Genomic DNA, 14,138 nt, shown 5'->3' on the forward strand with positions numbered 1-14,138 from the left:
TGCTGAATCTCGGCCATCCTTCATGAACAATTGGACGATTAAATTTCCTTCCGCTTAATCTGTCCTTTTATTCCTTTTTCAATCAACCGTAAATATTGCTTATCTTTAGAAGCGACAAACGTAATAGCAATTCCATCGCCACCTGCACGCCCTGTTCGGCCGATCCGATGAATATAACTTTCTGCATCTTGAGGGATATCGTAGTTAATGACGTGCGTAACCCCTTCGACATCAATCCCGCGGGCTGCTACATCCGTTGCTACTAAGTATTGAATTTTCATGTCACGGAATCGCTGCATCACTTTTTCCCGTTTAGACTGAGATAGGTCACCATGCAGCTCATCCGACAAATAGCCATTTTGCTGTAATGCTGTATTCAGTTTCATTGTTCTCCGCTTTGTTCGACAAAAAATAATCGCCAAAAATGGACGGAATTGATCTAATACGCGCATTAATTTTTCTTGTTTCTCTCTGTCGGTTGTTTCAATCACCATTTGTTTGATGTCTTCTACCGTAACTTGCTTCGCTTTCACCCGTATATCTTCTGGATCATTCATATAGTTTTTTGCAAGCTGTCGAACTTCCTTTGGCATTGTTGCTGAAAACAGCATCGTTTGTCTATTTTCAGGTAATGCTTCTATAATCGTTTCTACTTCAGGTAAAAAGCCCATATGTAACATTTGATCTGCTTCATCCAGCACAAACATCGATATAGAGGATAGATCGATTGTTTCTCTTCGCATATGATCGAGTAGTCTTCCTGGCGTGGCAACAACAACCTGTGCCTGCTTTTCTAGTTTTTTCAATTGTCCTTGAATATCTTGTCCACCATAGACTGCTAATGCATTTAGATTGCCAAGTGCTTCTGTCAGCTTATTTAATTCAGCTGTAATTTGTAATGCTAATTCGCGAGTAGGTGAAACAATTAATGCTTGAATTGCCTGTTTATCCGGGTTGATTTTGCTTAAAATTGGTAATAAAAAAGCTAGTGTTTTTCCTGTTCCAGTTTGCGCTTGTGCAATCACATCTTTTTTCTGCAAAACAGATGGTATTGCTTTCTCCTGAATCGGTGTCGGCTCATTGATTCCATTATTTTTTAAAACGTTAACGAGCCTTTCTTCCATTCCTAACGATGAAAATGTTGCCATAAACTTCACCTCATTTTTTTCAACCTAAATACTAGTGTTTCCAACCTAGTTCGAATTACAACGTACGTCAGAGCTCTTGAATTTTTTCTTCTATTTTTTCCCCTAGATGACGGCCTGGATGGTCTAATACACATGAAATCTGATCCCCGACTTTTAGGTCTAAAACAGATACTGCACTACCATCTTTTTTTGAGACATGAACACTATCCGATTCTTGTAATGTTGCCGAAATTTCAACACCATTAGCATGACAAACGATGCGCAAAAAATTTCTTACTTCTATTTTAACTCTACCAATCGCAACATTTCTCACTTGATCATGCTTTGATACTGGCAATGCCATTCCCGGACTTAATTCCGATACGTATTTTGTTTGGTCTTCTCCTATAGAGATATACTGATGAATCGCTCCAACATTCATTCGAAATGGGCGAGTTGGATATGTTTCTGTCTCTCTATTTTCGGATAAAACATGGATATATCCATGACCAGTATTTCCGACAAACACACCTTCCATTGGATCTAACATATCAATCATGTCCACACAAACACGTGTACCTATCCCTAGTGTATCAATGGAAGTAACTTCTGCATATGATATAGATGAGGTCATATAAAATCCTCCCTTGTTGTGCTCTATCTTTGTATTAAAATGTCAAAATTTAACGATAGTAACTCTTTTGTTTATCTTATACAATGAATATTAGTTTTACAAACAGGAGGAACGTTCAATGGGGATTAGAAAATGGTTGATTGTATTATTTCTTGTACTAATTACAAGTATTAGTGTTATTGGTTTTATCAATGAATCAAACTCCCCTAATGTGGAAGTAGAGCAAGAAACAATTAATCATGCAGAGGAAGTTCGATAAAAATTCTTCTCTGCGTTTTCTCTTAATAGCCAAAAAAGCGGATGCTTGAGATTCAACCAGAGCACCCGCCTTTTTTCATTATTCTAATACTTCCACTTCTACTCTTCGCACACCCCACGCAAACGCTTCCCGTTTGGTAGGCACATGAATGTCAATACGATTGCCTTTTATCGCTCCACCAATATCACCTGCGATGGCCCTTCCATAGCCTTCCACATATACCTCAGAACCTAAAGGAATAACATTCGGATCAACTGCAATCACTTTTTTGTTACGATCTTCCAATAAATTAATACCCGTATAAGTGATTCCAGAACAGCCGTCGCATTCCGCAGTATATGCTGTAGCAGTCATCGTCATCGTTTTACTAGATGAATTCGCTTGCTTAAACGTTGTGGTAGATTCGGTTGCAGTTGTTGAGTTTCGGTTGCCTTCACCCGTTCGTTGAATGGACAGTAGCTGATCTATTAAAATCAAATCGGATGACAAGTTATTCCACTGCTTCAATTCTCTAACACTAACTCCATAATCTAGTGCAATATGACTCAGTGTATCTCCTTTTTTAACTTTATATTCGTTATCCTTTTTTGATTCTATCTGCAATTTTTGGTTGGGATAAATAATATCAGATTTTAAGTTGTTTAACTCTTTTAATTTTTTTACAGTAGTGTCATAGTTTCTTGCTATCGTCCATAGATTATCTCCTTTTTTAACTTGATACTCTTTTGCCGATGCAGGAATGGCAACCATAGTGGATATTAAAAGGACCAGAACAACTGACAATGCTATCTTATTCATCGTTTCCCTCCTTTTTAGACTAGTCTCTACCAGACTGTCTTATCAGCATTGTGGGAAACTATTAATAGATTTATACCTTTTCTATTAAAAAATAGGAGAAAGGAACCAAATTTTTTATTAGATTTGTGTGATAGCGGAGATTTCTTGAGGAGTTTCACGCTGAATTATACACGGAACTAAATTATATAGGACCTTTCGAACCCTTCAGCACAGAATAAATTTTTCTTAACGTGCAAAAAAAGTGTAGCAGGATTTTCCTACTACACTCCCATTTTAATATGGATCCACGTCATGTCCTTTTTCTTCTGCTTCATCAACTGCATCGGCTGCACCGGTACTTCCCATCGGTGAACCGCCATGCTTTGGCAGTTTACCTTTCGTTGGCATAATTTCTTCACTGCTCTCCATATTCATTGAACCAGCACCAGCAGCCATCCCCATTTTAATTCCTTCTGCTACTCTTCTACCATAATCTTCATCACATTCTGTAAACATGTCGACCATCTTTTGCTGAATTCTTGGGTCACATGGTTTCAATGTGTTTACTAAGTTGTTGATTAAATCCTCGCGTTCCCAGTCCTCAAATGCACGATACGTTTCTCCCGCTTGTTTGAAATCATTTTTACGATCAATGGATTCTCTCGTTAAGTACCCTTCGACATATGGCTTGTAGTATTCTCCCCGTTGGTCTGTTTCGTGCAAGCCGTTTAACGTTGAAGGCTCGTAATTAATATGTGGACTAACCCCTTCTGGTTTATCCGAACGATACGACATTTGGCCGCCTTCTTGATTGGTAGCAATATGTTTTCTTGGTGCATTAACCGGCAATTGTAAATAATTTGCCCCGACACGATAGCGCTGTGTATCAGAATAAGAGAAGGTACGACCTTGAAGCATTTTATCATCGGAAAAATCAAGACCATCTACAAGTACACCGGTACCGAAGGCCGCTTGCTCGATATCGTTATGGTAGTTCTCCGGGTTTTTATCAAGCACCATTTTCCCAACTTTCAATTTTGGAAATTGATCCTCTGGCCATAGCTTCGTATCGTCTAACGGATCAAAATCCAATTCAGGGTGCTCGCCCTCTTCCATGATTTGCACTTGAAGCTCCCATTCCGGGTAATTCCCTTCTTCAATGGCTTCATACAAATCTTGGGTTGCATGACTGAAATTTTCTGCCTGGATTTTATTCGCTTCCTCTTGGGTTAAGTTTTTCATTCCTTGAGACAAGGGTTCCCAATGATATTTTACTAAAACCGCTTCACCATCTTTATTTACCCAACGATAGGTGTTCACACCGGAACCTTGCATTTGACGGTAATTTGCCGGAATCCCCCATGGTGAAAATAAGAAGGTAATCATGTGCATCGCTTCTGGTGTATTGCTAATAAAGTCAAAGATCCGCTCACCGTCCTGAATATTCTTGACTGGATCTGGCTTAAATGCATGAACAAGATCAGGGAATTTTACCGCGTCACGAATAAAAAATACTTTCAGATTATTTCCTACTAAATCCCAGTTTCCGTCTTCGGTATAAAATTTAACCGCAAACCCACGTGGATCTCTAGCCGTTTCCGGGGAACCAATCCCATGAATAACCGTTGAAAAGCGTACCAATACTGGTGTTTTTTTTCCCGCTTCAGAAAACACTTTTGCACGTGTATATTTTTCAACCGGTTCGTCACCGACTTTTCCGTACGTTTCAAAATACCCAAAAGCTCCCGCGCCCCTTGCATGAACTACACGTTCAGGAATACGTTCCCGATCAAAATGAGAGATTTTCTCGAGAAACTCATAATTCTCCAAGGTTGATGGTCCTCGATTGCCAACTGTGCGTATGTTTTGGTTATTACGAATCGGATGTCCCTGTCGATTCGTTAATGTTTTTTCATTTTCATCCTCTGCGAATCGTTCATCATTCGCCCCACCTGGTCCGTTTTGCTGACCTTTGTCATTTTGATTCAAAAAAACCCCTCCTAGCAAATAATTTCTTCCTAATATTTGCTAATGAGGGATTTTCTATACAATTACACTTTAACTTGCCAATTATGATTACATGTTGCTTTTATTGTTTTTCTTTCCAAAATATAATTGGCAATCAGCTCGGTCATATCCGTCTGTATTTCTTGAATAACTTCTGCTTCTTTATACATAGCAAAATTCCCACCGCCACCAGCACGGTAGTTATTCATCACGACATCAAACTCTTGTTTGTAATCAATCGGCTCACCTTGATAAAACAATTTGGTGACACGCTGTCCAATTGGGTTAGAAATCGTTAGTTCATATTCAATGCCTTCCCACATATCATAATTGTAATGCTGAGGCTTCGGTTCCATAAAAGCAGGATGAATATCCAATTCTCCGTTTTCGTTAATAATGAAATACGTTGCAGATTGCTCCAAAGCATCTTTTATAGCCTGACCCGAAATACGGATAACTTTTAATGTGTTCGGATAAACATAGTTGGAAACAATATCCCTCATTGTAACCTTCTTGTTAAATCCTGGGGAGGCGTTATTAAATAACGATGTATTAGATATACTCACGTTTGCTGCTTCCATTTGAACGTTATTAATAAATTCGATAAATGGATGATCCTTTATCCGTACTTCAAATGGATGATCAATCGACATGTCACCCTCGATAGAACCAATCGGTCGGTCTAACCAGGCTTGCGTGTCGTTCTCTTCCTTTTGTATACGTGCTAGCACTTCATGGTCCATTTCAACGTCAGCATCGATTTCATGTAACCTTGGTTTAGTTTCCTTCAATGTCCATTTACCATCACTGTAATGAAACGCTAACTCTAGTTCCCCTAAAAGCTGTCCATTATGACTTGGCTGCAAAACGGGAATTCCAAATAGATGTTTTGCAATCGAACGATGCTGGTGTCCTGTCACAAATACATCGATTCCTTCTACTTCTTTACATATTTGATAGCCTTGGTTTTCGCCAGTCAAATCCTCTGTCGGCTCCCCTGTTTCAAGGTCCCTTTCAAAGCCGCCATGATAGCACACAACAACAATGTCTGGTTGCTCATGCTGACGAATATAGTTGACCCACTGCTTAGCAGAAGTTAACGCATCATCAAATTGTAAATCCTTAATATGATTCGGATCCTCCCAATTAGGAATGTAATGCGTTGTTATCCCTAAAAGAGCAACCCTTAGCCCATCAACTTGTTTGATTAGATACGGCTGCCCGAATGCAGGCTCTTTCGTATGTTTATCAAGCACATTCGCTGACAACCATGGATGATTCGATTGATTAACCGCCCGCTGTAAGTATTTCGTCCCGTAATTAAACTCATGATTTCCTAATACAGATACGTCACACCCTAAATCATTGATCACGTTAATTGTCGGGTTTTCTGTTTCCGGACAATATTTCGCATGATAATAGGTAAGCGGGCTTCCTTGGATTAAATCGCCATTATTGATTAGAATCGTTGCTTTCTCTTTTCTTAATTGCTTTATGACGCTAGAAACTTTCGCCAAGCCTAAATTTCGCTCGATATGATCGCTATAATTCGTTGGATATATGTAACCATGAACATCACTCACAATCAATAGTGATAGTCGTTTTATTAACTCCATTTGTTTTCTCCCTTCCTTCCCCTGCTATTTCTACATGCTCAAACTCTTCCCTATTCTATAATAATACAGGAGGAATATTGTGGAAAATATTTCATCATTTGGAATTGCAAAATTTACAATCATTTTATTCTCACTTTACAAGCACTTATTATTCGTTTGATATAGTTAAGATGTTCCAACAGTGAGTAGGCTATGTAGCTCAGGCGCTAGCACAAGCAACATGGTAGGAGAAGACTTTCTCACAAAATGAAAGCCCCTTTTATTTTGTTGCTGTCCAAAACGGGCAGCATTTTTTTTGCGCCTATTTAAAACTTTTCCATTGAACTTTTTTTACGAAACGGTTAAACTTAACATAATAAATTAATTTAATTAAGTTTCAAAGTATGATTTGAGGAGGCTCGACATGGAAACGGTTAATCTTATTGAAAAGTTTCATTCTATTTTTGGTGAGGAACAAACACCTCATATTTTTTTCGCTCCTGGTCGAATTAATGTGATTGGAGAACATACAGACTATAACGGAGGACACGTTTTCCCTGCATCGATTTCATTCGGGACATATGCTTTGTCTACCAAACGCAATGACGGAAAACTACGATTTTATTCAGTAAATTTCCCTGATGCTGGTATCATAGAATGTGACCTTTCTGATTTAGACTACGATAAAAATCATGATTGGGCGAACTATCCAAAGGGTATGTATCGATATATTATGAAAGAGGGCTTCTCCATTTCTTCCGGAGCTAACATTTTATATTACGGAAACATTCCCAATGGGGCTGGGCTATCTTCATCTGCATCGATAGAAATGGCCACTGGTGTATTAATAGAAAGTCTATATAACCTAGAAATAGATCGAATTCGACTGATTCAATTAGGACAAAAAGTAGAAAACGATTATATTGGTGTAAATAGTGGGATTATGGACCAATTTGCGATTGGCATGGGGAAGAAGGACCACGCTATTTTACTAGACTGCCAGACACTAGCATACAAATACGCACCATTAAAGCTAGAAAATCATGATATTATTATTATAAATACGAACAAAAGGCGTGAGTTAGCCGGCTCCAAATATAACGAACGCAGGTCTGAATGTGAGCAGGCTTTAGCTGATTTAAAAAAAGAATTGCAGATTGAAAGCCTAGGAGAATTATCTCCGGATGAATTTGAGCAATCGAAGCACCTTATCGCAAATGAGATAGATCGAAAGCGCGCTAAGCATGCCGTTTATGAAAACGCTCGTACGCTTCAAGCTCTTGAACGATTAAAAGAAGGAAATTTGGAAGCGTTTGGACAGCTAATGAATGAATCCCATCAATCTTTACAAGAGGACTATGAAGTTACTGGTCTTGAACTTGATACGATTGTTCATGCAGCTTGGAAACAGGATGGTGTACTAGGTGCACGGATGACTGGAGCTGGATTTGGTGGATGTGCGATTGCGATTGTATTAAAAGATCAAGTAGAAGCATTCAAAACAAGGATAAATACCATCTATCGAGAAAAAGTCGGCTATGATGCAACGTTTTATGTTGCTACCATTGGTGATGGTGCAAAGAAACTAGATGTTGAAGGAGTGTTGTAAATGAGTGTACTCGTATTAGGAGGGGCAGGTTACATTGGATCCCACGCCGTCTACCAACTGATTGATAAAAAGGAAGACGTTGTTGTGATTGATAGTCTAGAAACAGGACATCGTGAAGCAGTGCACCCTGATGCAACGTTTTATGCAGGGGATATTAGAGATATAGATTTTTTAAGAACCGTATTTGAACACGAGTCGATTGATTCGGTACTACATTTTGCAGCCAATTCGTTAGTTGGTGAATCAATGGAGGATCCATTAAAATATTTTGATAATAACGTGTACGGTACCCAGGTTTTATTACGTGCAATGAAGGAATATGGCGTGAAAAATATCGTCTTTTCTTCGACAGCAGCAACCTATGGTGAGCCAGAACAAGTGCCGATTACAGAATCCATGCAAACCAATCCAACCAGCACGTACGGGGAAACAAAATTAACGATGGAAAAGCTGATGAAATGGTGTGAAGCTGCACACGATATCCGTTATGTTTCTCTCCGCTACTTTAATGTTGCAGGTGCAAGAGCGTCTGGGGAAATTGGCGAGGATCATCAGCCAGAAACACATTTGATTCCAATTGTTCTGCAGGTCGCACTGGGGCAACGAGAGCAAATCTCTATTTTTGGGGATGACTATCCTACAGACGATGGTACGTGTATCCGCGACTACATTCACGTAGAAGATCTAATCGATGCTCATTTATTAGCGCTTGATTATTTAAAAAACGGTGGGCAAAGCGATATCTTCAACCTAGGAAGTAATCAAGGCTTCTCAGTTAAAGAAATTATCGATAATGCCCGCGCGGTGACACAAAAAGAAATCCCAGCTGTGGTTGCTGAAAGACGTGCCGGTGATCCAAGCACACTGATCGCATCGTCTAAAAAGGCGAAAGAAGTACTCGGATGGAATCCTAAGAAAACAGATATTCATCAAATTATTGAAGATGCATGGAACTGGCATAAAAATAACCCGACAGGCTACAGAGAGGAAGTGAAGCGATAGCCATGTCTATTTTTCAGCAAATCTCTCAATTGGTGGATAAAGGCATCGAAGTACATTTAATGGAAAAAAGCGATGCCATTTATGTTCGAAATCAACTATTAGGGCTTCTCGAGCTTGACCATTTTATAGATGAAGGAACAGAGGCAACAGATAAAACGATCCCGGATCTTGTTGAAGAGATTATTTCCTATGCAATAAAGAAAAATGTGATTGAAGACGTCCTTGACGATAAAGAAATTTTGTCGGCCAAAATCATGGACTGCTTCCTATCAAAGCCATCCGCCATTAACGAAACGTTCTATTTAAAATATGAGACTTCTCCAGAAGCAGCGACTAATTATTTTTACGAGTTAAGTAAGCATAGCAACTATATCCAAACAAAGCGGATAAGTAATAATGTTCATTATGAAACGGAATCTCCATACGGGACACTGGATATAACGATTAATCTTTCGAAGCCTGAAAAAGACCCTGAACAAATAAAAAGAGAACGCAACCTAAAAAAAGACATTAACTACCCGACTTGTTTATTATGTGTCGAAAACGAAGGTTATGTCGGCAGAACCGGACACCCTGCTCGGTCAAACCATCGAGTCATTGAGGTCCCGCTAGTAGATGAAACATGGTATTTTCAGTATTCGCCCTATGTTTATTACAATGAGCACAGCATTGTTTTAGCAAAAGAGCATCGTGATATGAAAATAAACCAAGACACATTTACGCGGCTGCTTGCATTTGTTGATCAATTCCCGCATTATTTTATCGGATCTAATGCAGACTTACCCATTGTCGGTGGGAGTATTTTGAGTCATGATCATTATCAAGCCGGCCGTTATGAATTTGCGATGACAAAAGCAAGTGAGGATTTCCACTTTGACCTAAAAGCATTTCCTGATGTTGATGCTGCAGTAGTAAAGTGGCCGATGTCTGTGATTCGCCTAAAAAGCGACAGCAAAGCTAGTCTAATTGAAGCAGCAACTACTATTTTAAACAGTTGGAAAACATATAGTGATTCAGCTGCAAATATTCAAGCTTTTACGGGGGATACACCACACAATACCATCACCCCGATTGCTCGTGTTCGAAATGGAAAATACGAGCTTGACTTAGTGCTGAGAAATAACCGAACAACAGATGAACATCCATTAGGCATCTTTCACCCACATGAGGACGTTCATCATATTAAGAAAGAAAATATTGGTTTGATTGAAGTGATGGGATTAGCTGTCTTACCGGCCCGCCTCAAGCAAGAGTTAGAGGATATACGTAAGTTTCTTTTAGAGGAAAAAGCCGAGGTCGCAGATTACCACCAGTCTTGGGCAGAGCAAATAAAAGCAGATCATCACAATATTAATCCAGAAAATGTTGAATCTATCCTGCAAAATGAGCTAGGCAAAAAATTCACGAGAGTTTTAGAGGATTCTGGGGTCTTTAAAGCGAATGAATTAGGAAGAAAGGCTTTTCATGCTTTTCTTGAGACGCTGAATGAATAACCAAGGAGAGGGTATATAATGCAAGTAAAGACAGAAGAATTAAACGTTTCCGGTCAGACGTGGAAGCAATTCACACTACAAAACGATCAAGGCATGGAGGTAAGCTTCTTAGACTTTGGTGGGATTATTACGAATATTTTAGCCCCTGATAAAAATAATCAACTTGAAAACGTTGTCTTAGGCTATAAAAATTACGAGGATTATTTAGACAATCCAAACTTTTTTGGCGCACTCGTTGGCCGGGTTGCTGGCAGAATTCAAGGAGCACAATTTGAATTAGAAGATAACACGTACAACGTTCCTGTAAACGAAAACGAAAGCCATTTACACGGTGGAGCACCTGGTTTTCATAAAGTCATTTGGGGCAGTAAACCGTTTGAGAATAGTAATGAAGTTGGTGTAAAGCTATCCCATTTTAGTCCTGACGGGGAAAACGGATATCCGGGGAATTTAAAAATGAATGTGACATATGCATTGAATAATGATAATGAGTTTTCTATTACGTATGAAGGGGATGTTGATCAAACATCGGTATTGACTGCTACCAATCACTCTTATTTTAATTTAAGCGGCGGCTTGAAGGATACGATTTTAAATCATACGATTACGATGGACAGCAGCAAATTCGTTGAGTTGGATGAAAAGTTAATTCCTACTGGTGAAATATTAGCAGTAGATGGTACCGTATTTGATTTCAGAGAAGGAAGAAAGATTCAGGATGGAACAACCTCTGACCATCAACAAAATGCGGTTGCACCGGATGGCTATGATCACTTTTTTATTTTTGATGATAATCAAAAGGAAAAAATCACGTTAGAGGATGAAGCAAGCGGCCGAAAGATGACTGTTACCACCGAGCAGCCTGGCGTTGTGATGTACACATCTAATAATCTAGCAGATGGACTTGAATTACTAGAAGGATCATCAAAAAGATATCATGGTGTTTGCTTGGAAACACAAGCATCTCCAGCATCGATTCACCATGAAGGCTTTCCTTCTGTAATTATTCAGAAGGATGAAAAATACGCTAAGAAAACAACCTTTGCATTTGGATTGATTGAATAAAAAACCGGGAGCACTTTATTGATTAACGGATTATTCGTTATTTGCTTCCTCCTTTAGGAACAGCTTTTTTCCTTTTAGCGGAATGAGGATCCGCTTTGTTAATAGGACTGCGCACTTACTACATTTATGCGCAGTCCTTTTTCGCTATTCTGCAATATTCGGTTTAAACAACTCGACAAGTAGCAATGCCACAGCACCTAATGCCGTACCATGGTCCCCTAATTTTGAAATAACTACCTTTGTTTGCTTCGCTTTATCCGTAAGTGCTCGTTCGCGGATGGTCTTCTGCATTGGCTCCAATAGAAATGCTTCTGATTTCGATACACCGCCACCGATAATGACCTTGCTCGGGTTTAGCACATGAATCAAATTCGTAATTCCAATCCCAATAAATGTACCGGTCTCCTGTAAAATTTTAACTGACAATGCATCCCCTGTTAAGGCAGCTTGGTACACACCCTCACCAGTAATATCGGCATCATCTTTTTCTGCCAGCACACTTAGTTCTCCTTTTTTAATGGCCTGTCTTGCTCTATCAGCAATCGCTGGACCGGATACAAGTGTTTGCAAACACCCAACACTTCCACACTGGCACTTCCTCCCATTTATATCAATTGCCATATGGCCTACCTCTCCAGCTAGGTCATATTCTCCATGATAAAGTCTCCCGTCCATGACTAAACCCGCACCAACACCAGTACCAATATTAATGGCCATCATATTTGTTTCATTTTCATGCTCTCCAAACCATGCTTCACCTAAAGCCAGAGAACGGGCATCGTTTTCCACTTTTACCTCAAAGTCAAAGGTGGACTCTAGCTCTTGTTTGATTGGTACATTTCTCAAGCTTAAATTTGGCGCAAATAAAGATGTGCCTGTTTCTACATCAACAACCCCATGCATGGCAACACCAATTCCAACAATCTTATCCTGTAATTGTGGATAAGCTGTTAATAAAGTTCTTATCCCATTTTTTAATAACTCTAAAAAGTGTTGATTGGAAAGTTTTTCATCAATTGATTGTGTGTTAATTTCAAGTAAATTACCCGATAAATTGGATAACACAAATTCGATTACTCTTGGCCCCGCATCAATTCCAATCACATAGAACTCACTATGGTTAATAACAAGCATGGTCGGTTTCCTTCCACCTTGCGATTCACCTTGTGAACTTTCTCGCACAATATCCTGTTCAATCAACTCTTTCACAATACTGCCGACCGTAGGAGGGGTAAGCTTTGTATCTTTTGCGATTTGCGCTCTCGAAATAGGGCCTGAAGCACGAATCTTATTTAAAATAATTGATTTATTTAATGATTTCATCCATTGAAAGCTACCTCGTTGCATCATGACCATCCTATCTATTGAACAATTTCAATGTTAAATTAATTTAATTTATTTGAGCATCGTATTATTTCCTTTGTGACACATACTCGATAATCCGTTCCTTTGGCTATGGCTTACCCAAATCAAATGTTAACCTGAATAAAAAAAGTTTACCAAAAAAAATGGTTTTTGGTAAACTTTTTTGTTATATAATATTTTCCTTAGTATGGTCCGCGAATATGGTCGTGAACTTCACTTTGATAAAATTCAGCAATACGATTCAATTCCTCTTCAGAGAAGCCTTTTACATCCAACGCACCTAAATTATCCTCTACCTGCTTTACTGTCTTGAAACCTGGGATAACAGTTGAGATAGCATCATGCTCTAAGATCCATTTTAAAGCAGCACGAGTCATGCTTCCTCTTCCATCGGCTACCCACTTTAATTGATTACTGAGCTCAACACCTTTATTAAATTCAAGCCCACCAAATGTTTCACCAACATTGAATGCGTCACCATCTTTGTTAAAGTTACGATGATCATCAGACTCAAACTGATGATTCTCAGAAAATTTCCCTGTTAATAAACCACTCGCTAGAGGAACTCTTGCTAGAATGCCAACATTCTTTTCCTGTGCTTTCGGGAAAAGCTCATCGGTCATCTTCTGACGGAGCATGTTAAAAATCACTTGTAGGGTGCTTACATTTGATTGCTCTAAACAAAAAAGTCCCTCTTCAACCGTTTCTACACTGACACCGTAATACCTGATTTTTCCTTGCTGCTTTAATTTATCAAGTACTTCAAACACGCTTCCATCCTTTAAAATTTCAATAGGAGGACAGTGGATTTGATACAAATCAATGCTTTCACGATTGAGACGCTTCAAGCTTGCTTCACAATATTCCGTTACAGCTTTCTCTGAATAAGTATCCGGATCGTGAATATCACCAGCACGGCAAAACTTTGTTGCGACATGAATTTCGGACTCTTTGCCTTCTGTTGCTTTAGCTAACAGCTCTTCACTGTGTCCATCTCCATATACATCGGCGGTATCAAAGAAATTCACACCTGCATCCATAGCACGCTGCAAGCCTTTTAGTGATTCTTCATCATTCGTCTTTCCCCAGGCACCACCAATCGCCCATGTTCCAAAGCTCAACTCGCTTACTTTCATATCTGTATTTCCTAATTGACGATAGTTCATGTATGTATTCACCCTCCTGTTTAATTTTTTACCTCTTAA

At 39.2% G+C, this 14,138-nt stretch carries 11 protein-coding genes and 1 pseudogene; 5 read left to right on the top strand and 7 right to left on the bottom strand.

From position 1 onward, the window contains the following. Positions 1-41: 41 nt before the first annotated feature. Both JOC48_RS05350 and JOC48_RS05355 read right to left on the bottom strand, forming a co-directional pair. A pseudogene (locus JOC48_RS05350) lies at positions 42-1,148 on the bottom strand (DEAD/DEAH box helicase); the annotation flags it as partial. 67 nt (positions 1,149-1,215) lie between these two features. Continuing rightward, the gene (locus JOC48_RS05355) at positions 1,216-1,761 is read right to left on the bottom strand and encodes a 3-dehydroquinate synthase II domain-containing protein (protein ID WP_204498039.1); all 546 of its coding nucleotides are present in this window, start codon (positions 1,759-1,761) and stop codon (positions 1,216-1,218) included. A 118-nt stretch (positions 1,762-1,879) separates the two neighbouring features. On the opposite strand from JOC48_RS05355, the gene JOC48_RS05360 reads away from it, so the two are divergent. Continuing rightward, a complete protein-coding gene (locus tag JOC48_RS05360; RefSeq protein ID WP_204498040.1) occupies positions 1,880-2,020 on the top strand; it encodes a hypothetical protein in 141 nt (46 codons plus the stop codon). A gap of 78 nt (positions 2,021-2,098) precedes the next feature. Here JOC48_RS05360 and JOC48_RS05365 read toward each other — a convergent pair whose 3' ends face one another. The 3 genes from JOC48_RS05365 to JOC48_RS05375 form a co-directional block, all read right to left on the bottom strand. Continuing rightward, entirely contained in the window at positions 2,099-2,818 is a 720-nt protein-coding gene (locus JOC48_RS05365; protein WP_204498041.1) for a 3D domain-containing protein, read from the bottom strand. Between the two features lie 273 nt (positions 2,819-3,091). Then, positions 3,092-4,786: a catalase gene (locus JOC48_RS05370; RefSeq protein WP_204498042.1), complete on the bottom strand. Its 1,695-nt coding sequence runs from the start codon at positions 4,784-4,786 to the stop codon at positions 3,092-3,094. Between the two features lie 62 nt (positions 4,787-4,848). After that, positions 4,849-6,420: a bifunctional metallophosphatase/5'-nucleotidase gene (locus tag JOC48_RS05375; protein ID WP_204498043.1), complete on the bottom strand. Its 1,572-nt coding sequence runs from the start codon at positions 6,418-6,420 to the stop codon at positions 4,849-4,851. Between the two features lie 403 nt (positions 6,421-6,823). Between JOC48_RS05375 and JOC48_RS05380 the strand changes: the two genes are divergently transcribed. Genes JOC48_RS05380 through JOC48_RS05395 form a run of 4 tightly spaced genes read left to right on the top strand, consistent with a single transcriptional unit; the run spans position 6,824 to position 11,568 of the window. Continuing rightward, positions 6,824-8,008, top strand: coding sequence for a galactokinase (locus tag JOC48_RS05380; protein WP_204498044.1), 1,185 nt, complete (start codon positions 6,824-6,826; stop codon positions 8,006-8,008). After that, on the top strand, positions 8,009-9,010 hold the full coding sequence (gene galE / locus JOC48_RS05385; RefSeq protein ID WP_204498045.1) for a UDP-glucose 4-epimerase GalE: 1,002 nt from the start codon (positions 8,009-8,011) through the stop codon (positions 9,008-9,010). 2 nt (positions 9,011-9,012) lie between these two features. Then, positions 9,013-10,503, top strand: coding sequence for a UDP-glucose--hexose-1-phosphate uridylyltransferase (galT, locus tag JOC48_RS05390; protein ID WP_204498046.1), 1,491 nt, complete (start codon positions 9,013-9,015; stop codon positions 10,501-10,503). 18 nt (positions 10,504-10,521) lie between these two features. Next, on the top strand, positions 10,522-11,568 hold the full coding sequence (locus JOC48_RS05395) for an aldose epimerase family protein (RefSeq protein WP_204498047.1): 1,047 nt from the start codon (positions 10,522-10,524) through the stop codon (positions 11,566-11,568). Between the two features lie 144 nt (positions 11,569-11,712). Here JOC48_RS05395 and JOC48_RS05400 read toward each other — a convergent pair whose 3' ends face one another. Then, a complete protein-coding gene (locus JOC48_RS05400; RefSeq protein WP_204498048.1) occupies positions 11,713-12,915 on the bottom strand; it encodes an ROK family transcriptional regulator in 1,203 nt (400 codons plus the stop codon). 200 nt (positions 12,916-13,115) lie between these two features. Then, a complete protein-coding gene (locus JOC48_RS05405) occupies positions 13,116-14,099 on the bottom strand; it encodes an aldo/keto reductase (protein WP_204498049.1) in 984 nt (327 codons plus the stop codon). Positions 14,100-14,138: the final 39 nt, after the last annotated feature.

It is taken from the genome of Aquibacillus albus, assembly GCF_016908325.1.
Classification (GTDB): domain Bacteria; phylum Bacillota; class Bacilli; order Bacillales; family Amphibacillaceae; genus Aquibacillus_A; species Aquibacillus_A albus.

Excerpts from the sequence above, each read along its gene's own strand:
- JOC48_RS05355 (WP_204498039.1), bottom strand. The coding sequence starts at position 1,761 with ATGACCTCATCTATATCATATGCAGAAGTTACTTCCATTGATACACTA.
- JOC48_RS05360 (WP_204498040.1), top strand. The coding sequence starts at position 1,880 with ATGGGGATTAGAAAATGGTTGATTGTATTATTTCTTGTACTAATTACA.
- JOC48_RS05365 (WP_204498041.1), bottom strand. The coding sequence starts at position 2,818 with ATGAATAAGATAGCATTGTCAGTTGTTCTGGTCCTTTTAATATCCACT.
- JOC48_RS05375 (WP_204498043.1), bottom strand. The coding sequence starts at position 6,420 with ATGGAGTTAATAAAACGACTATCACTATTGATTGTGAGTGATGTTCAT.
- JOC48_RS05380 (WP_204498044.1), top strand. The coding sequence starts at position 6,824 with ATGGAAACGGTTAATCTTATTGAAAAGTTTCATTCTATTTTTGGTGAG.
- galE (WP_204498045.1), top strand. The coding sequence starts at position 8,009 with ATGAGTGTACTCGTATTAGGAGGGGCAGGTTACATTGGATCCCACGCC.
- galT (WP_204498046.1), top strand. The coding sequence starts at position 9,013 with ATGTCTATTTTTCAGCAAATCTCTCAATTGGTGGATAAAGGCATCGAA.
- JOC48_RS05395 (WP_204498047.1), top strand. The coding sequence starts at position 10,522 with ATGCAAGTAAAGACAGAAGAATTAAACGTTTCCGGTCAGACGTGGAAG.
- JOC48_RS05400 (WP_204498048.1), bottom strand. The coding sequence starts at position 12,915 with ATGCAACGAGGTAGCTTTCAATGGATGAAATCATTAAATAAATCAATT.
- JOC48_RS05405 (WP_204498049.1), bottom strand. The coding sequence starts at position 14,099 with ATGAACTATCGTCAATTAGGAAATACAGATATGAAAGTAAGCGAGTTG.